The following is a 19,234-nucleotide window of genomic DNA, read 5'->3' on the forward strand; positions in this document are numbered from 1 at the left end:
TTTGTAACGGAAACCACCGTATAAATCAGGACAATGATTAACAAATGTTTTGTTATTAGAGGCTGCAATTCACTATAAAATGGGGATTATAATTTCCAGTGAAGTGTGTCAGTTATTTTAGCAGAAACTGTTTCATTTTAAATGACGGTCACACCATTCTTTTATTAAATAATATAATGGGGCTTTAGTTTAACAATAAAACATAAAAAAGAACGCTTGGAATTAAAAATCCAAACGTTTTTGTTTGTTAATTGTACTATTATTCAGGCTAAACATAGTATGTTATTTCACCTGTTATTTTAGATGTTTACAAATTTAAGAAGTCACTTCTCATATTCAACAAGCTCTCTAGGTAAATAAAGATCGCGGAGAGCTAACCGTTCTCGTCATACCCTTAACCCGTTTCAACTACGGCAAATATCAACATTATCATTAAAGTAGTCAATAATAAAGAAAGTCGATAACATTAGCTATCAAACTCTCTGACTTTCCCATTCTTTTAGCTTACCATACAACACATATGGACTTTCACTTAACTCTGATACCTTTGCAGAATCTGTCAGCATCATAACTATTTTAATTTCTTTATGAATATGATGAATCTCATCAATCAGTTGATCATAACCTTGTTCTAATAAAATTTTTAACAATGTTCCAGCCATCCCAAACGAGCTTGCGCCTAACACAAGAGCCTTCGCCCCATCTAAGCCATGACGAATACCACCTGAACCTAAAACATGTAAATCTAACTCTTTTCGTACATTACGTGCTTCTAACAAAGAAAAAGTGGTAGGTATACCCCAATTGTCAAACGATGCAAATGGTCTTTGGCGTCGCATATTTTCAACTTTGGAAAAGTTTGTCCCTCCTCTTCCTCCTACATCTATATAACGTACTCCTATCGAGTGTAGATGTCTAATAGCTTCTTTAGACATCCCGTACCCCACTTCTTTTACAATAACAGGGAGGTCTATTGAGCTAACAATATCCTGAATGTTGTTCAGGCGTGTGCTAAAGTCACGATCACCTTCAGGCATAATAAGTTCCTGTAAAGTATTTAAATGGATTTGCAAGCCATTCGCATCAACCATATCAACTGCTGTTAGAGCCTGATTAAGTGTAGCTTCACTCCCAACGTTCGCAAATACAATTCCATTCGGATTCTCTTGTCGAACAACTTGATAACTAGGTCGCTCCGCAGGGTCTTTAATGGCAGCCATTTGTGATCCAACCGCCATACTTATGCCAGTTTCAGAAGCAGCTCTCGCCAAATCTTTATTAATATTTAAGGTTTGTTCTCCGCCACCACCGGTCATTGCATTAACAAAAATAGGAGAACTTAAATTAAGTTCTCCTACGTGAGTTGTTAAATGAAGTTTGTCAAAGTTTAACGATGTGAAACTTTGATGAACTATGTCTATATCATCAAAATGATTATAAACATCCCGTTCATGACCAAGTGCGTGACGAATATGATCGAGTTTTCTTTCGGCCCTCGACAAATCCATCACCGCCTAATTTTTGTATTTATCTAGTTGATCACCAATCATGTCGCTTAGAGAAAAACCTGAATTGTCTTCTTCTTTTTCATATTGTTTCATATCTGCACGACTTTGGTCACGTTCTAATTCTTTCATGCTTAAGGATAAGCGTTTAGCATCCCCATCCACATCAAGAACCTTGACACTAACGGTTTGTCCTTCTTCAAGAACTTCACCAGGCGTTCCGATGTGATGATTGGATATTTGAGAAATGTGAACTAATCCTTCTACACCAGGGAATACTTCCACAAAAGCACCAAAGCTAACAAGACGACGAACAGTACCGTCTACAACTTCTCCAGTCTTCACACGATCAGCAATGTCATGCCAAGGGCCTGGCTGGGTCGCTTTTAGAGATAGAGAAATTCTCTCATTATCACGATCAACGGAGAGAACTTTCACATTAATGGCCTGACCTTCTTCTACAACATCTGAAGCTTTCTCGACATGTTCATGAGAGAGCTGAGAGATATGTACAAGACCATCGATACCACCAAGGTTTACGAAGGCACCAAAGTCTGTTAATCGTTGTACTGTCCCCTCTATAACTTGTCCCTCCTCGAGCGATTGAAGAACTTCTTGCTTTTTAGAGGTTTCTTCAGCTTCAATAACAGCTCGGTGAGATAGAATCACACGATTTTGCTCACGATCCAGTTCTACTACTTTTAAATTAAGGTTTTTACCTTTATAGTCTTCGAAATCTTCTACATAATACGTTTCAACTAAGGAAGCTGGAATGAAACCGCGTAGTCCAATATCAACGACGAGTCCACCTTTAACGACATCTTTAACCTCTGCTTCGAAAATTTCACCACTCTCGAACTTAGCTTCCAGATCTTGCCATGCTTGGTCCGCGTCTACAGCTCGTTTAGATAACACGATTTCATCATCTTCTACTTTTTTAACTTGCAGAGTAATTTCGTCACCTTCATTCACTACATCGGAAGCTTTTTCTACATGCAGACTGGATAATTCGCTAATAGGAACAATGCCTTCTACTTTATATCCAACATCTACAAGGACTTGTTTTTCCTCAATTTTCACGACTTTACCAGTCACGATATCCCCTGCAGAAAATTCTTTCATTCCTGATACTTCATGGTTCATTTCATCCATACCAAGCTACCTCCTTCGATTTCCGACACAACCTAATTACAGAAATGCCCTTTTGTCTAACTTCTAATATTTGGAGCAGTTTGTCAAGTATTTACCCTTCTTTGCTATGGATTTTATGCAATTGTCTGATTTCTTCCATGATATAATCAGTAACAACCTGAGCAGACGCTTTTTCATCGCGGTATGATTGCATATCCAATGGTTCTCCATAGACTACCTTAAGGGGCTTAAACTTGCGATATGGGCCAATAATGGCACAGGGTACTATGGCCGCATTAGAGCGCAACGCAAAAAATCCAGCTCCTGCTAATCCTTTTCCAATATCACCACTCTTTTGTCTACTACCCTCTGGGAACAACCCTAAAGCATGATTTTGTTTAAGAATATCTAATCCTTTTCTTAATGCATTACGATCCCTCATTCCACGCTTAATAGGAAATGCCTGAACCCTTTTAAGAATTCCTCCAATAACTTTATTCTTAAATAGTTCTTCTTTAGCTAAAAAATATAGATTTCTCTGGTTAGTAATCCCCACAACTGGTGGATCAATATTAGAAATATGATTAGAACAAATGATAACAGGGCCTTCTTTAGGAATGTTTTCTTTACCTACTACTTTAATTCTATAGAGGGGATAGAAAATGATCGTACATATTGCTTTCCCTATTTTATATAAATTCAAAACTACTTTCCCTCCATTTGTTTATTCTTTACGATTGAAATAATACATTCTACGACTTCATCAACTGATAATGAGGTCGTGTCCAATTCGATAGCATCCTTTGCTTTGACAAGTGGTGCGGTTTCTCGCTTTGAGTCTATTTCATCTCGCTTTCTGATCTCTTCTCTTAATTCGCCGAGATCAGACCGAAAACCTTGTTGAAGGTTTTCTTTATGACGGCGTTCTGCTCGCTCCTTTACCGAAGCAATCATAAATATTTTCACTTCTGCATCAGGAATAACATGGGTTCCAATATCCCGACCGTCCATAACTACTCTTCGCTGTTCAACGAGTTTCTGCTGACGATCCACCATTTCTTTTCGAACTTGAGGGTGCTCGGCCACATAAGATACATGGGATGTTACTTTGTTTGTACGAATATCTTTTGATACATCAATTGAATCTAACCATACATGTTGACCATCTGTTTCTTGCACAAGTTCTATATTGGTTTGGAAAAGTAATTGGGCTAAGCCTTCTCCGTTCTCAAGGTCTTTTCCAGTTTGAATAGCCTTTAAGGTAAGTGCTCGATACATCGCACCAGTATCTATATATATATAAGATAATTTTTGGGCAACCTTTCTTGCTACTGTACTTTTGCCAGCTGCTGCTGGCCCATCAATTGCAATGGCTAAATCACGTGTCATAATACTTCCTCCATTTTTTTTCAAAACTAACATGAATACACTCTATCTATATGTATATAAATATCACTCATTATACTCGTAAAGAATAACATAAAAGCAATCTTAAAATCTATATATATATATAACTATAATCGTTTACTTTTACGAATGTTCATCTGTTGCTCAAAACAATACTTAATAATGATTTGGCGATACTTCTCGTCAATTTCCTCAAATTTAATAGATGTCGATTCTATATCGCTTCCTTTTACCTTACTAGAACGTATGACTAGTCCTGTAGCTTCAATATAATAATATTCCCCTGAATTCATTGGTAACACTAGGGTGAGATGTAAAATCTGTTTTGGTGTTAATTGCTGATTTACAGGTGGGATAATGGCTACACCTCCCCCACTAATATCGCGAGTAACCGTAGTAAACGGAGATAATTGATTTTCCTTATCATTTACAGCAATATCTATCGTTGTATCGATTCGAACATATTGTCTTCTTTGAATACGAACAAGTTCCTCAGTTCCTGGAAAAGTTAGCACAATAACAGGAATGTTCATTTTTCTTCGTGCGACAACTTCCGTCGCAAACCTATAAATTGATCCATCTTCACCAACAAAGCTTGCCTGAAATTGTGTTCCTTCAAAGAAAAACGCTGTTCTTTGAGTTTCAATATTGACAGGATAATCAATATAAATTGAATCTTTCGCATGATCAACCAATCGACATTTGAAACTCTCTGATTCTTTTTCATCATTTTTATGTAACTCTAATGTGACTGATGTTCCTACTTTGAACATTGTCCAACCCCCGTTTCCCCTTTTTCATTCCTATTGATTAAAACTAGTATCTCAAAAAAAATAAATGTTGGGAAGTGCATAGGTCTAAAGAATCAAAAATAATAAGCTGCCCGATCGGGCAGCTTATTAAGAAACAGACGGATCAAACTTTTCTTCACTAGAATTTAAAGTTTCTACTTTTTCTTCATTCCCGTTATCCGCATTAATAAAAATTCGGTAAGTTTCATCTTCTCTTGTTGTCAAAAATTCATAACATAAAGTAACCTCTTTTGCCTCATTTTCAATAACAGCCAAGTGATTTTCTTGGATTTCCAGATTACCGTTAATCATTTCTTTAGCTTCATCTTCTGTCATTTTAGGTTTTTTATCAATGTTTCCATTTGGACGGCTGAAATATTCTAAAGCACTCATGCTAAGTAAATCTCCATTGTCTAGTGCTACTTTTACTTGAACTGAGTTTGAGTAGTACCTTATATTATCTTTCATATAAATAAAACGAAATACACCGACATTATCATATTGAGTACTTTCCACTAATTTCATATCCGATAAATCGAGCTTTTTAATATAACTCTCAGCTTTTTTAGACGCTTCATTCAGTCCTATAGAGGCTTCCTTTACTTCGCGATCGATCATTATTGATAAAGGAAATCCACCCTTTTTCGTCATATCTATATATCCATTCGTGTCTCCTCGCCTTGATACTGTGACTGTTGGTATATCGGCACCTTTACCACTATTAGTAACTGTGAACTCGTTACTATCACCTTTTTCTAACCAGTTTTCAGCGATATCTTTAGCTTGGCTTTCATCTATTTCTTCACCTTTAATATGCGATAAATCTAGTTGATCCGGTTCTGAAGACATACCCGTTTCCATATTGGTTTCTTTATATCCATCCATCGACTTCTCAACCGTCTCAAATCCATTGATAATCGTGTTGTCAGCAGGTTCATCATTAGTCGACAGTGCTAATTCCACATCCATCCAACGGAGATTATCATGTAGTACCATACTCTGTACATTTCGTAATTCATCTTTAATCTCACCTGACTGTTTATATAAAGCTTCTAACCCTGCAATTTCATCCTCTGAAAGGGGTTTCTTTTCTAAATCCCTGACAGCCGTATTGTAAGCAAAATCTCCAATATCAAACAGAAATTCTTCTGTTTTATTAAAAGGAAGTAATGTTAACGGTAATTGCCCTACATCAGAACTAGCTTGTGAAGTAATTCTCCAGATTTCAGCCAACTGAGGTGACAATTGCTTCCTTGAATTCATTGCCAATGTTGCACCAATTTTATCGTGTAAAAGGTCAATATCCCCCGTTAATTCATGAAAAGCCCGTTGATAACTATTTTCTGCTTGGATAAGAACTGCATTCTTTTCTTGGTGCTCTTTATATCCAAAAACTGCTAGCCCAATAACTGAGATGGTTAATAAAGTGATCGTGATCCATCGAAACATTACTACACCTCCTATTTACAAAATATGTGTTTCCCGATTTTTTTTATTTGTGGTCGAGACCAAATCCAATCAGAAGTAGCCGTAACTGGATTAAAATAATAAGTTGCGTTTCCTGATGGATCCATACCATTGATTGCATCAACTACAGCTTCTTTAGCCTTTTCATCAGGAGTCAACCATATCTGTCCATCAGATACAGCAGTAAACGCTCGTGGTTCGAAAATAACTCCCGATACTGAATTTGGAAACGTAGCACTATCAACTCGATTGAGAATAACCGCTGCTACAGCAACTTTTCCTTCATGGGGCTCTCCTCGGGCTTCTCCATATACTGCATTGGCCATTAATTGTATGTCATTTTGGGAATATCCTCCGGGAGAATTTACTGCTGTTGGTTCAGCGGGTGTATCATTATTGGCTTGCTGACCTTGATTCGTATCACCTTGCTGGCCTTCGTTAGAGGGTTGGGACTTCTTATACCCCTTAGTGGCTTTTACTAATTTATCCTTTACTTGCTGTCCTGCTAGACCATCAATATCCATTCCAAATTCATCCTGGAAGTTTCTCACAGACCAGTAGGTACCCCAACCAAATACACCATCTACCGAACCATTATAAAAACCTAAATGTTTTAAGCGATCTTGTAATTCTATAACATCTTCTCCTACCGCACCTTGTTGGATCACTTGCTCAGAAAAGGCGTGAGCAGGTCCGCCTGAGTTAAATTGTGGCACAGGTAAAATAAGAAGTGTGAACAATAAAACAACCATTATGATTTTCTTCCAAATCATCTTTTTCACCCCTGACCCATTCTGTATTTATAGAGGTAGTTTTAGACAAAAATACAACAATATACATTTCCATAAAAAAAAGCCTCCTCAAAGAGGAAGCTAATCAGTTGTATTTGAATGAAAAAGTTGTTCATGATGCTTATTGGCTAGTCTGATTTTCCTGATGCTTACTAACCATAATATCAACATAAAGGGGATAATTAAATATGGCCAAATAGCGGAAACTATAAAATAATCATATAAGCTATGTAAAAACACTGGTATGACCAACGCTAAGGCAATCATTCCTTTCTTATTTTCACTTGAGAATTTTGCCTTGCCAATGTAAAAACCCATTAATATTCCAAAAAGCGCATGAGATGAAACAGGAAATACCGCACGTAATAAAGCAATCTCAATGCCATTTGCAAACAAATAAATGATATTTTCTAAAGTGGCGAAACCTAAGCTAATTGCTACCCCATAAATAATGCCATCGTAATGATGATCAAAAGCAGCATGGCGATAAGCTACGAATAGCAGAAAAAACCATTTAAAGAATTCTTCCATTAATCCAGCTAAAAGTATTGATTTCAACAAAGGAGACTGGATTAGACCTTCGTTTTCAAAAGCATATTGAAGAAACATAAGAGGAAAAACTAAAATAGCCCCTATAATAAACATACGGATTATTAAGGGAAGAGGTTCTAGTTCAATCCTTTTACTTAGATATATAAACGTCATTAAAGCTACAGCTGGTGCAATAGCTGTTGTTAATATGGCCATAGTAATCAGTCAGCCCTCTCTCTTTCCTTTCCCTTCATTTCATCGTATCATGTAGATGTACGAAAAGGAATATGAATAGGCAGGTGAATCGTATGAAAACCATTTTGATCATACATACAGGCGGTACAATTTCGATGAAAGAAAATAAAGAAACAGGTAAAGTAAATACAGAAGACCAGCACCCTCTAAAAGAGATTACAACCATTTTAAAAGGAAAAACAGAAATAGAAGACGAAATCTTATTTCATCTTCCTTCCCCTCAGATCCGACCTGACCATATGCTGCAGTTAGGTCGACATATCCATGAAAAGCTTGCCAAAAAAAACTATGATGGAGTTGTCATTACCCATGGAACAGATACATTAGAAGAAACAGCGTATTTTTTAGATTTATTTTTACAAACTAGAAAACCAGTCATTGTAACTGGGGCTATGAGATCAAGTAACGAAATTGGTACAGATGGTCTTTATAATTTACTTAGCGCGATTCGAGTCGCAGGCTGTGATGAAGCCCAGAATAAAGGTGTCCTAGTAGTAATGAATGACGAAATTCACACAGCTAAGAATGTCACGAAAACATCCACAAGTAACGTGGCTACTTTCCAAAGTCCTCAATATGGACCGATAGGAATTACTACCAAAAACGATGTATTTTTTCATCACAAAATCACAAGTCATGATTCTTATCCGATTCAAAAACTGAGTAAAAGTGTAGCATTAATCAAAGCATACGCAGGCATGGACGGTTCCTTAATTAATGCGGTAAGAGAGAATGCAGTGGACGGAATTGTAATTGAAGCCCTGGGGCAAGGAAACTTACCACCTAAAACACTACAGGCAATTAAGGCAACCATAGAAAAAGATATACCTGTTGTGCTTGTTTCCAGATGTTATAAGGGCATTGTCCAGGACACTTACGATTATGAGGGCGGGGGACGACAATTAAGAGAAATGGGTGTTATTTTTGCCAATGGATTAACAGGCCCTAAAGCACGTATCAAACTTATGATTGTCCTTGAAATGACTAAAAACCCGTTAGAACTAACACCAATGTTCAGTTATTAAACAAGCATAGTTTTTTCAACTATGCTTGTTTCTGTGTAATTGCATTCGCAATATGAACGCCATGAAAACGTCCATTTTCGATGAAGATTTCATTGTTATTGTAGCCTGCAGCAATTACCCCCGCAATATAAAGACCTCTTATATTGGTTTCCATCGTTTGAGGTTCAAAAGCAGGACGTCCAGTATCATCATCCATATCAATACCCATCTCTGTTAAAAAACTGTGATTAGGTCGATAACCTGTCATTGCAAATACAAAGTCATTGGGAAGGTACCGCACTTCTCCTTGACACTCGTATATAACTTGGTCTTCCGTAATTTCTTTAAGATTAGCACAAAACTCCATTTTAACTATTTCCTTATTCACTAAAGCTTCAAATTGCGGTAAAATCCAAGGTTTGATACTTTTAGAGTATTCCTCTCCTCGATATAATACCGTAACGTTTGCGCCAGCTTTAACTAATTCCAATGTAGCGTCTGCAGCAGAATTCTTCCCCCCTACAACTACTACATCCTTGTTAAAGTAGGGATGAGCTTCTTTAAAGTAATGCATAACTTTTCCCAACTTTTCCCCTTCGACTCCCATTGGGTTAGGTTGATCGTAATACCCTGTTGCAACTACAACATATTTGGCTTTATACTCCTTCGTTTCACCAGAATTCTTTTCGGTCACCAGGTGAAATGTCCCCGCTTCTTTCTTTACATTTGTTACCTTCTCAAATGATTGAATACGCAATTCTTCTCGATCAGCAACCGCGCGATAATACGCTAAAGCTTCATTTCGAACGGGTTTTTGTCTCTCTGTTATGAAAGGGATCTGACCGATCTCCAGCTTTTCACTAGAACTGAAAAAAGTTTGATGCGTAGGATAGTGAAAGATTGAATTTACAACACTACCTTTTTCAATAATTAGGGAATCTATTCCTTGCTTCTTGAGTTCAATGGCCGTGCTCATTCCGCACGGTCCAGATCCTATAATAATCACTTGTTCTTCTTGCACGATTGTCACTCCTCATTCTAGATGAACCGACTATATTTTTAAAACATAGAAAAATCTCCTACCATGTAAATGATAGGAGATTTAATATTTTGAATCAACCTATATCCACCCGCGGAACCTTGAGGCTTCTGCCATCTTTCTAACACCTACCATATAAGCAGCAAGCCGCATATCCACTCTTCGATTTTCAGCAGTTCTAAAAACATTCTCAAATCCTTTAATGATCACTTTATGCAATTTCTCTTCCACTTCTTCTTCTGTCCAGTAATAACCCTGGTTGTTTTGCACCCATTCGAAGTATGAGACAGTTACACCACCAGCAGACGCTAACACATCAGGAACTAATAAAATACCACGCTCGGATAAAATCCTAGTTGCTTCAAGCGTCGTAGGTCCATTGGCAGCTTCTACAATAATGCTAGCTTTAATTTTCTCAGCATTATCTTCTGTAATTTGGTTCTCTATTGCAGCAGGGACTAAGATATCACAATCAAGTTCAAGAAGTTCTTGATTTGTAATTGTATTTTTGAAGAGATTTGTTACAGTACCAAAGCTATCTCTACGGTCTAGTAAGTAATCAATATCTAATCCATCCGGATCATACAATCCACCATGAGCGTCTGAAATGCCAACAACATTCGCACCTTTCTCATGCATGAATTTTGCAAGAAAACTCCCGGCGTTTCCAAATCCCTGTACAACTACCCGGGCCCCTTCGATTTGTATTCCTTTTTTCTTAGCAGCTTCCTCTATACAAATGGTGACTCCTTTAGCTGTTGCAGATTCTCGCCCATGAGATCCACCAAGAACAAGCGGTTTGCCTGTAATAAACCCTGGATTATTAAACTCATCAATACGGCTGTACTCATCCATCATCCAAGCCATAATCTGAGAGTTCGTAAAAACATCTGGAGCAGGGATGTCCTTTGTTGGACCAACAATCTGGCTAATTGCACGAACATAACCACGACTTATCCCTTCTAGCTCACGAAAAGACATGTCTCTTGGATCACACACTATACCACCTTTACCACCGCCATATGGTAAATCGACAATTCCTGCTTTTAGACTCATCCAAATAGAGAGAGCCTTTACTTCTTTTTCAGATACATTTGGATGAAACCGAACGCCACCCTTTGTTGGACCAACCGCATCATTATGTTGAGCCCGATATCCTGTAAAAATCTTAATAGAGTCATTATCCATACGTACAGGGATTCTTACAGTCATCATTCGAACTGGTTCTTTTAATAGTTCATAAACTTCATTAGGATAACCTAGTTTTTCTAAGGCTTTCTTCACCACTTTTTGAGTGGATTTTAGGACATCTAACTTATCATTCTGCTCATTTGCATTATCGTCAGGTTTGTCGGCTACCATCGATTTACCTCCTATATGAAACCATTCGCTTAGGCTGTTCTTTCAGTCAATAGTATACACGTAAGTTACGGTTATGAAAAGCGAATTGACAGCTTTCTTTTTAAATTCAAACTTAAATGTAAGCGGTTACACCCTTTACTTTTTGTCAGTTACTGATAGAGTCACGAAACGTTCTATTAAATCATCATAACTCCATCCAATGACTTGAGCGGAATCTGGAAAAAGACTAGTAGGCGTCATACCAGGAAGTGTATTCACTTCTAAAATGATCGGAATGTTATTTTCATTTATTATAAAGTCCACTCGAGAATAAACATCACAACTTAAGAGCTGATGAGCTTTAACTGCGTTTGTTTGAAGTTGTTTAGTCAAATCCTCAGATACTTTAGCAGGAACAATATGTTCACTTCCTCCTGGTTTATATTTAGAATCAAAATCGTAGTAGTCATTTTTAGGTATAATTTCGATTACGGGTAACGCTTCTTCTTCACCTTGTTTACCTACAACAGGAACAGTAACCTCTCTTCCCCCTACATATTCTTCAACTAAAAGTACGGAATCAGAGGCTGATGCAACTTCTAATGCTTTTTGGATTTGTTGCTCTTCTTTTACAATCGTTAACCCAAGTGTAGAACCCTCTTGATTAGGCTTTACAACGAACGGGATTGAAAAGTTAGCTTTTACATCCATAACTATATCACTTAGCTTTTCAAACTGATTTACCACATACGTTCGACTAAAAGCAGTTTGAATCCCTTGACTAGAAAAAATTTGTTTTGATTTAGCTTTATCCATGGCTAAAGCTGAGGAAAGGACGCCAGATCCTACATAAGGTATATTTAACATATCTAATAAGCCTTGGATCTTCCCATCTTCTCCAAAACGACCATGAAGACCTATAAAAACTAGGTCTACGTCTAAATTTAACACTTCATCTAATTTACCTGGATCGAAGTCAATCCCTTTAACCTCATGCCCTTTGTTTATTAATGCCTGTATAACACCTTTTCCTGTTGATAAAGATACTTCACGCTCGCCTGAAATTCCACCATATAATACTGCAATTTTCATCCATGTACACTCCATTCTTCTGTCCCAAAATAGTAAAACAACCTTCGTTATTTTAACACGTTCCTGACAGACCTTCTAATTGAAACAAACAAAAAGAACGAAGCTTAAAGCAACGTTCCACACTATATAAAAGTTATTTAGAGAAATATTTATAAATTGTATCAATCGCATCATTTTTCATAATCGATTGTCCATATTCTGTTAATCGATGGGAAGTTATTGCGGAGGCAGACGAAAATTCAGATAGTAGTGCGATCACTTGTTCAGTATCAAGATGGATAATTGCTTCGTCTTCCAACATCATATAATAATGATCATTATAAAGGTATACATCACCCTTTTTTACATCCAGAGCATATAAGTGGAACCCAGCCTGAATTACATCTTCAAAATCATCAAATGCAAAAATCATTTCCTTACTTTCATCCAGTGTTAATTTCATTTCTAGAAAATCTTCATCTTCATCAATATCTTCTGTAGACTTTGTTACCACAACAAGCATGCCTTGTGCTTGCAGTAAATAAACTTGAACCAACAGCATACCATTTAACTCTACACCAAGTTCAATTCCGGCGTCATACATCATATCACTAAATACTCTATGAACTCTAGGCAAATCATTCCAAAGCTCTTCTTTTGTTAATCCTCTATCTAATAAATCGTCAAACGTCAAAAATATTTTAAATTTCTCACTAGACATTCTTTCAACTCTCATGTATACGCCCCCCCTTTTTTAAAGCGAATATCTGTTATCTATATCTTATGATTGCTGCACTAATTATGGCACTTTTTTTAGAATTATATCCATGAATCAGCTTAGGGGCAAGAATTTTTACAACAATAATTAATAATTAGCTTCTTGCATTCAACCAATCTTCCCATGAACTCTTCGTGTTGCCTACAATATATTTTTTAAATCGTTTATTTAGTTCAGGCATTGTTTCGTACACATAACCACCCAGACCAATTTCTAGCGTAGGAAATTGCTCCTCTAAAGACTCCACTAAGCGAGTGGCCAGCGGTATATTTTTTTTAATTGTACAAGACAGAAATATAAATTCCGGTTTTATTTCATCAATTACTATTTCTAAATCACCACTAGCAGGGCTTTGTCCTAAATAAACGACATCGTATCCTCTACGCTTTAAAAATAATGCAAAAATCATTAAACCTAATTCATGATGTTCGTTGGGTCCACACACAAGGAGAGCTTTTTGCTTGTCTCCAATTGTTGGTATTGAAAGCAACATCATCCCAATGCGAAACCGAAGAAAATTACTGACAAAGTTTTCATGAGCACTTGTGATTTGTTTGCTCTCCCATAAATTTCCTGTCTCTACTAATATTGGACTAAAGATATACATTGCTACCGTTTCAGGTGAAAACAAGCTAAAAGCTTCCTCAAGTTTTAATTGTGCAGACCTTTCGTCAAATGATAACAAACATTGCAGTAAATCATCTCCGGTTACTTCTAAGTGATTTCTTTCTTCTTTTTTTTGTGGAGCTATTTGGAATTCATCATTATTTTCTAATAAAGCTATAGCTTGAGAAATCGTAAACCCTTTGTTCACCTTATTAATTAACCATTTCAGAGTATGAAGATGCTCATCTGTGTATATGCGGTGTCCAGCTTCATTTCGAACTGGCTGAATTATTTGATATCGACGCTCCCATGCTCGAAGTGTACCAGCTTGTATATTGAGCATTTGAGAGACTGCTTTAATATTATATTTCGCTTTTTGATTTTGCATATTTGCCTCCACATGAAGGTTCGTTTTTCACAATTATAATGATGTTGAATAAATCCTTGTATGAAATTGCATAGTCTTTAGCACCTGCCATTAAACCGTACATTTTTCATGGGATTGATGAAGTTTATTCAACATCGAGCCGTATTAATCGAATGGTTACGTTAGTAAAGACAGAGGAATGGGATCGAGAAATTGATTCGCTTTCCGTGGTGTACGGTGAGCCTCCCTCAAAGAATTACATCATTCTTAAAAATGCTCTATTTTTCTCTGTGCCTCCTCGCTTCGGAGTCTCACCATGTCCACTTTTCCCAAAGGAGTTTCTCCGTTTCCCATGCCATATCGCAGGTGCGCTTTTTAGCTATGATTAATTTGTATACGGGTTTCCTAGTATTTTTACCAAACATAGCTTCACCTCTTTCTCTTTATATTTATTTGTTTTCTCTATGGAGGCAATTAATTCCTTCTTGAGAAATGAATAGTACAAGTTCTTCACACATATTGTGAAGGTATGAACGTCAGAAAGGTGATGATTATGTACACTCCTATCAAATGGTATCAGCCTTATGTAAGTACAAATGACCCGTGTCCCCCTATTGAATGGAAATCTTACCAAACTCCTCCTAATTTATACTTAGGATTCCAACCAGCTGGTTTACCTCAGTACTCTTTAAAAGAAGCATTATGCAGAGGGACTCTATGGCCTGTCCTCTTTGACCCTTATCCTACTCCGATAAGAGGTGAGCGTAAATGAAGCCGAGTAAGGAACAATTGCAGCTAATGGAACAAATCCAACAGGTTGATTTCGCCTTAGTAGAGTTAACATTATATTTGGATACTCATCCTCAGGACTACACTTCTATTCAACAATTTAACCAGTTAGCTTCACAAAGCAAACAGTTGAAAAATCAATACGAACAACAATTTGGACCATTAAGGCAATATGGCGAGAGTTACTCTTCCTATCCGTGGAGTTGGAACGATGCACCTTGGCCATGGCAAATGTAAAATTGTCAAAGGAGGAATATCATGTGGTATTATGAAAAAAAATTACAATATCCAGTAAACGTAAGTGAGTGTAACCCTACGTTAGCTAGATATTTAATTGAACAATACGGAGGAGCAGATGGGGAATTATCAGCAGCACTCCGCTATCTCAATCAAAGATATTCCATACCAGATAAGGTAATTGGACTGTTAACAGATATTGGTACGGAAGAATTTGCCCATCTAGAGATGATTGCCGCCATGATTTATAAGTTAACAAAAGACGCTACACCAGAGCAACTTAAACAAGCTGGTTTAGGCGCACATTATGCGAATCATGATAAAGCCTTATTTTATCATAACGCAGCAGGCGCCCCATGGACAGCTACTTATATCCAAGCAAAGGGAGATCCAATAGCAGATCTATATGAAGATATCGCTGCAGAGGAAAAAGCAAGAGCTACTTATCAATGGATTATAAACATGTCTGATGACCCTTCTTTAAACGATGGTCTTAAGTTTTTAAGAGAAAGAGAAATTGTCCATTCTCAACGATTTAGAGAAGCCGTAGAAATTCTAAAACAAGAACGAGATAAGAAGCAATTTTATTAATGAAAATTCCAGCTCCTTTCTTACTGGAGCTGTACTTTTTTATTCAATAGAAATTTCTTCATGATAAGGTTTTGGTTCGTTGATGAGATTCTGATTATCAATCCACTCGCCCCAATAAGAGTGTGTGAACAGTATGACCATCATAATTATTAAGAGTAAAAATAAGAGCCTAAACCATAATTTGCTAATATTCCAATGTTCTAGCTTCTTCTTTTTTCGATAAACCTCTGTTCTTGTAGGTAAATTAAATACGTCATACTCCTGATCAAACTCTTCACGACCCTGCTCGCGATTTTCTAGATCATCAGTCAATTTGCTTCCTCATTTCTCAAATAAATCCATACACCTAATATAGAATCAATCATAAAATGCGCGGTTATGCTTACCACTAAGCTTCCAGTAACCTCAAACATATAACCAATAAAGTAACTTACAAATATCACAGATAAAAATAAAACAATCTTTTTCAAGTAACGAAAGTGAATGAGTGCAAAAATTGTACTGGCTACCATATAACCAAATTGTGTTTGAATTATCCCTCTAAATAGCGCTTCCTCACAAATTGCTATAACAAGAGTTAAAAGTATAATCTTTACAATTGTTTGGTTTTCAAAAACTTTTTTATTAATGCCACCATCATCATAAAACCGCTCTGGCAATAAAAAGATAAGCAGAAAATCTACGCTTACCACTATAAGCCCCGGAACTACTCCATATAATAGCCACTCATCCACTGTATAGCTTAATAATAACCCCCACTCTACTATGGGTTGGTCAAATAGAAACAAACTAAGTACTACGGCTATGAGAAGTAAAACTAGTTGCGTAAAAATCAAATGCAAGGTTACCTCTTTGGTTGACATTTGTTGAATAATTTCAGATTGGTTCTTACTAGGCATTTAATCGCTCCTGAAGAAATATAGCTTTCAACCTAGTGTCCCAACTTTGATGATAATCTGAAGATTTTACAACTTCCTCTTCTCCGTCTAGATCGTCAATTGAAAAACCGCAATAATCACAACAAGGGACTTCCGGTGATTTTACTCCTAGCTGAAAGGGAGCGTATAATTTCCTTCTCCTACATCCTTCGCAATGAAGCCAGTTAACTATCTCATGGAACTTTTCATTTTTATAATTCCATCTTTCTCTTAGTCGAGAGATTATACGTGATTTTGCAATTTCTCTCACGTCCGATTGTGTTTGTATCGAACTATGCATAAGCATATTGGTTTCCTCTAAGTGATACTTTAAAAAATTCCATTGAGATTCTGAAATTTGTAATTGTTCTTCCATTTCTTCATTTGAAAGAAGTAATTCATTATTTTTCAACCAGTAAAACAACCGCTCGACATCACTTTCATCAGGTAACTCCTTTTGTAGTAATAATCGGGGTAATAAGTGATCGCTAGGAGTATGCAACACTAAGCTAGCGCAAGGCTTACTATCTCTGCCGGCGCGGCCCACCTCTTGAATAAACGACTCAATTTGAGTAGGGAAATGGTAATGAATGACCCGACGAATATTTGGTTTATCTACTCCCATTCCAAATGCACTCGTACAACAAATAATATCTAACTGATCCTTCATAAATTGCTGCTGTACAAGAAGTCGATCCGTTTGATCCATGCCTCCATGATAAAAAGCAACTTTTTGATCAAGAGCTAAATTTAATTCTTCGGCAACCAATTCAGAAGACTGTCTACTAGAAAAATATATCATAGTAGGCAACCGCTTGCTGAAAACAATCGATTTTATACGATTAAGCTTATCATCTTGGTGATCATATGTTTCCACTGCAAAGCTCATATTTGGTTTATCCATCGCATAAATATGATCTACCATATGGGGACAATTTAATTGGAACTTTATATCTGTTTGAACATCTGGTGTAGCTGTTGCACTAAGAGCTAAGATAGTGGGCTTATTAAGCTTCTCAATCATTTGGTACATCTTTAAGTAGTCCGTCCTAAACTCATGCCCCCATTGAGAAATACAATGAGCCTCATCTATCACAAACAAATCAACACTCAGTTTTTTTAACGCTCTTTCAACCCATTGGTTTTGTAACATTTCAGGTGATAAATAAATTAATCGATACTTATGCAGTGAATGAAGAACTTCTCTTTTCTCATTAGGTTCCATAAAACTATTGAGGGCAACGACAGACTTAAAACCCTTTGCTTTAAGTTGCTTTACTTGGTCAACCATTAAAGAGATAAGTGGTGAAATGACTATCGTAGTACCGGGTAAAAGCATGGAGGGTAGTTGAAAGCATAAAGATTTCCCGACCCCAGTGGGTAAAACCCCAAGCACACCCCTACCTTTCATAACATCCTCAATAATTTCCTCCTGACCTTCTCTAAATTCAGTGAATCCAAAATACTTCTTTAAACTATTAAGAAGATGAGGTTTGGACATAGTCTTCTCCCCCCTTTCTAATAAAGTTGGACCTAGTAAGCACTAGTCGCAACTGAAAATAGTTGAATTTTCCATCCAACGCTTCGAATAATCTTTTCAGCTTTTTAGTTTCCAGATGTTCAATAGTATTCATGATTTCCTCTTGAGCTATATCTGAAATAAATAAATCGATTGAAAATGATGGCATAACTAAAGATATTTCTACAATATGATCTTGTATCGTGCTCATTTTTAAATTACGTTTATATGAAATTTGCTGTAGAGTATAGCCTCTGTTAAACCATTGATAGGTTTGCTTTGCAGATGAGGTAATTAATTCACCTTGAGCTAAACCCTCAAGACAATAAGCAAGTACAGGATAAGCATTCAAGTCCTTTTTAACAGAATGAAAAATATAAAATAATGTATGTGTAATCATTAAATCCACATTTTCCTTATTAAGCTTATGATGAAGGGCAAGCTGTTCTCTCGTTCCCCCAATTAGCCCTCCCCCCGTTAAACGTCCTACAAACAACTCCGCTTCTTTCGTACATATTGACTCAAGTAGTTGACTAAGTTCTAGGTAAAGAGAATCGATTAATTTCGAAGCATCCTGCTGCCTGTATACTTTTTTCACCCATAATTGAATGGTGACATCATCTTCAATAGGAATAAACGAAAAATCTTTCATATGACTTTGAGTGATGGTTTGCACTAGTAAACGTAAACGTTTCTCAAATATGAATATATTTCGGTGGTATTCCATTCCAGCAAAGTAATTATTGTCTAAAATATATGAATTTGATAAATACTTTTCACCAGCTATTAATATTTCAGGGTACTGTTCCGAATTTAACCTCACATTTTCTTCAGTAACTAATTCATCAATAGCCTTTTCTAATTTTTCTTTCTTTAAAGAGGGATAAATCCCAAAATAACGATCTAATTGATAAATTCTAGCATCTTGCAAGGTTTGAGAAGAACGCTTTCCCTGGATTAAGTTATAAATTCCAGAAATCGTACGTTCTCCTTTAAAGGTATGAATACAATTTAACAAGATGAATTTGAACACAATAACCCTCCTTTACATTACCTAAGCATTGAAATGTATCAAGTACCACTTTACAATGAAGGGT

General features: G+C 36.6%; 21 protein-coding genes. 4 read left to right on the forward strand and 17 right to left on the reverse strand.

Translation table 11 applies throughout. The annotated features are described in order from the left end of the window. Nucleotides 1–473: 473 nt before the first annotated feature. From fni to prsW, 8 genes are all read right to left on the reverse strand, one after another. Nucleotides 474–1,508, reverse strand: a complete 1,035-nt coding sequence (gene fni / locus ACFQIC_RS01100) for a type 2 isopentenyl-diphosphate Delta-isomerase (protein WP_390216896.1) — start codon at nucleotides 1,506–1,508, stop codon at nucleotides 474–476. A 6-nt stretch (nucleotides 1,509–1,514) separates the two neighbouring features. Continuing rightward, nucleotides 1,515–2,657, reverse strand: coding sequence for a 30S ribosomal protein S1 (rpsA, locus tag ACFQIC_RS01105; RefSeq protein WP_204706451.1), 1,143 nt, complete (start codon nucleotides 2,655–2,657; stop codon nucleotides 1,515–1,517). Between the two features lie 91 nt (nucleotides 2,658–2,748). Continuing rightward, entirely contained in the window at nucleotides 2,749–3,339 is a 591-nt protein-coding gene (locus ACFQIC_RS01110; RefSeq protein WP_204706453.1) for a lysophospholipid acyltransferase family protein, read from the reverse strand. A 2-nt stretch (nucleotides 3,340–3,341) separates the two neighbouring features. Then, nucleotides 3,342–4,025 (reverse strand): (d)CMP kinase, encoded by a 684-nt coding sequence (gene cmk / locus ACFQIC_RS01115; RefSeq protein ID WP_204706455.1) that lies wholly within the window; start codon nucleotides 4,023–4,025, stop codon nucleotides 3,342–3,344. A 125-nt stretch (nucleotides 4,026–4,150) separates the two neighbouring features. After that, nucleotides 4,151–4,816, reverse strand: coding sequence for a flagellar brake protein (locus ACFQIC_RS01120; protein WP_204706457.1), 666 nt, complete (start codon nucleotides 4,814–4,816; stop codon nucleotides 4,151–4,153). 126 nt (nucleotides 4,817–4,942) lie between these two features. Then, nucleotides 4,943–6,283, reverse strand: coding sequence for a germination protein YpeB (gene ypeB, locus ACFQIC_RS01125; RefSeq protein WP_204706459.1), 1,341 nt, complete (start codon nucleotides 6,281–6,283; stop codon nucleotides 4,943–4,945). Nucleotides 6,284–6,294: 11 nt separating this feature from the next. Beyond that, complete coding sequence (gene sleB, locus ACFQIC_RS01130; protein WP_204706461.1) at nucleotides 6,295–7,074, reverse strand: spore cortex-lytic enzyme; 780 nt, start codon at nucleotides 7,072–7,074, stop codon at nucleotides 6,295–6,297. Between the two features lie 99 nt (nucleotides 7,075–7,173). After that, nucleotides 7,174–7,839 carry a glutamic-type intramembrane protease PrsW gene (prsW, locus tag ACFQIC_RS01135; protein WP_204706463.1) on the reverse strand — a complete coding sequence of 222 codons (666 nt, stop codon included), beginning with the start codon at nucleotides 7,837–7,839 and terminating at the stop codon, nucleotides 7,174–7,176. Between the two features lie 92 nt (nucleotides 7,840–7,931). Here prsW and ACFQIC_RS01140 point away from each other — a divergent pair, with 92 nt between their 5' ends. After that, nucleotides 7,932–8,903: an asparaginase gene (locus ACFQIC_RS01140; protein ID WP_204706465.1), complete on the forward strand. Its 972-nt coding sequence runs from the start codon at nucleotides 7,932–7,934 to the stop codon at nucleotides 8,901–8,903. Nucleotides 8,904–8,922: 19 nt separating this feature from the next. Here ACFQIC_RS01140 and ACFQIC_RS01145 read toward each other — a convergent pair whose 3' ends face one another. The 5 genes from ACFQIC_RS01145 to ACFQIC_RS01165 all read right to left on the reverse strand — a co-directional run bounded on the left by ACFQIC_RS01145 (nucleotide 8,923) and on the right by ACFQIC_RS01165 (nucleotide 14,105). After that, on the reverse strand, nucleotides 8,923–9,903 hold the full coding sequence (locus ACFQIC_RS01145) for a YpdA family putative bacillithiol disulfide reductase (RefSeq protein ID WP_204706467.1): 981 nt from the start codon (nucleotides 9,901–9,903) through the stop codon (nucleotides 8,923–8,925). A 99-nt stretch (nucleotides 9,904–10,002) separates the two neighbouring features. Next, complete coding sequence (locus ACFQIC_RS01150) at nucleotides 10,003–11,283, reverse strand: Glu/Leu/Phe/Val family dehydrogenase (protein ID WP_204706469.1); 1,281 nt, start codon at nucleotides 11,281–11,283, stop codon at nucleotides 10,003–10,005. A 135-nt stretch (nucleotides 11,284–11,418) separates the two neighbouring features. Continuing rightward, nucleotides 11,419–12,354, reverse strand: a complete 936-nt coding sequence (locus ACFQIC_RS01155) for a D-alanine--D-alanine ligase (RefSeq protein WP_204706471.1) — start codon at nucleotides 12,352–12,354, stop codon at nucleotides 11,419–11,421. Nucleotides 12,355–12,487: 133 nt separating this feature from the next. Then, nucleotides 12,488–13,069, reverse strand: coding sequence for a genetic competence negative regulator (locus ACFQIC_RS01160; RefSeq protein WP_204706473.1), 582 nt, complete (start codon nucleotides 13,067–13,069; stop codon nucleotides 12,488–12,490). Between the two features lie 136 nt (nucleotides 13,070–13,205). Next, the gene (locus ACFQIC_RS01165; protein ID WP_204706475.1) at nucleotides 13,206–14,105 is read right to left on the reverse strand and encodes a MerR family transcriptional regulator; all 900 of its coding nucleotides are present in this window, start codon (nucleotides 14,103–14,105) and stop codon (nucleotides 13,206–13,208) included. Nucleotides 14,106–14,637: 532 nt separating this feature from the next. Here ACFQIC_RS01165 and ACFQIC_RS01170 point away from each other — a divergent pair. From ACFQIC_RS01170 to ACFQIC_RS01180, 3 genes are read left to right on the forward strand one after another with little or no spacing between them, the layout of a single operon-like run. Then, complete coding sequence (locus tag ACFQIC_RS01170) at nucleotides 14,638–14,856, forward strand: spore coat associated protein CotJA (RefSeq protein ID WP_204706476.1); 219 nt, start codon at nucleotides 14,638–14,640, stop codon at nucleotides 14,854–14,856. Further along, complete coding sequence (locus ACFQIC_RS01175; protein WP_204706477.1) at nucleotides 14,853–15,110, forward strand: spore coat protein CotJB; 258 nt, start codon at nucleotides 14,853–14,855, stop codon at nucleotides 15,108–15,110. Before ACFQIC_RS01170 ends, ACFQIC_RS01175 begins: the two co-directional genes overlap by 4 nt. Nucleotides 15,111–15,131: 21 nt before the next feature. Then, nucleotides 15,132–15,701, forward strand: coding sequence for a manganese catalase family protein (locus ACFQIC_RS01180; protein ID WP_204706478.1), 570 nt, complete (start codon nucleotides 15,132–15,134; stop codon nucleotides 15,699–15,701). 39 nt (nucleotides 15,702–15,740) lie between these two features. On the opposite strand, the gene ACFQIC_RS01185 is transcribed toward ACFQIC_RS01180, so the two are convergent. The 4 genes from ACFQIC_RS01185 to ACFQIC_RS01200 are packed head-to-tail and all read right to left on the reverse strand — an operon-like array spanning nucleotide 15,741 to nucleotide 19,170. Continuing rightward, nucleotides 15,741–16,013 carry a hypothetical protein gene (locus ACFQIC_RS01185; protein ID WP_204706479.1) on the reverse strand — a complete coding sequence of 91 codons (273 nt, stop codon included), beginning with the start codon at nucleotides 16,011–16,013 and terminating at the stop codon, nucleotides 15,741–15,743. Next, a complete protein-coding gene (locus ACFQIC_RS01190) occupies nucleotides 16,010–16,600 on the reverse strand; it encodes a CPBP family intramembrane glutamic endopeptidase (RefSeq protein ID WP_204706480.1) in 591 nt (196 codons plus the stop codon). Before ACFQIC_RS01190 ends, ACFQIC_RS01185 begins: the two co-directional genes overlap by 4 nt. Further along, nucleotides 16,593–18,119: a RecQ family ATP-dependent DNA helicase gene (locus ACFQIC_RS01195; RefSeq protein ID WP_204706481.1), complete on the reverse strand. Its 1,527-nt coding sequence runs from the start codon at nucleotides 18,117–18,119 to the stop codon at nucleotides 16,593–16,595. The genes ACFQIC_RS01190 and ACFQIC_RS01195 overlap by 8 nt, the downstream gene beginning before the upstream one ends. Next, the gene (locus ACFQIC_RS01200; RefSeq protein WP_204706482.1) at nucleotides 18,097–19,170 is read right to left on the reverse strand and encodes a YpbB family protein; all 1,074 of its coding nucleotides are present in this window, start codon (nucleotides 19,168–19,170) and stop codon (nucleotides 18,097–18,099) included. Before ACFQIC_RS01200 ends, ACFQIC_RS01195 begins: the two co-directional genes overlap by 23 nt. Nucleotides 19,171–19,234: the final 64 nt, after the last annotated feature.

The organism is Halobacillus seohaensis, assembly GCF_042663045.1.
Classification (GTDB): domain Bacteria; phylum Bacillota; class Bacilli; order Bacillales; family Halobacillaceae; genus Halobacillus_A; species Halobacillus_A seohaensis.